A 219-nucleotide genomic window follows, 5' to 3' on the forward strand; every position below is an offset into this window, starting at 1 on the left:
AACCGAAATCAGCCTCCGGCAAACCCGGCGCGGTTCACGCGCCGGGCGCTTGAGCACTCTGAGGGCTCCGCGCCCGGCGCGCTTGCCCAACCTGAAACCGACCACTATCAAACCCAAGGACTCTCGTTCTGAACGAGGGACGTCCGGGGGGCAGGTCAGGGCCTGACGCTGCGCAACCCGCAAGGCTCCGTGCCAGTCCCCGTTGCCCAACCCCCCCCC

It is taken from the genome of Tabrizicola sp. YIM 78059, from assembly GCF_004959785.1.
Taxonomy (GTDB): domain Bacteria; phylum Pseudomonadota; class Alphaproteobacteria; order Rhodobacterales; family Rhodobacteraceae; genus Tabrizicola; species Tabrizicola caldifontis.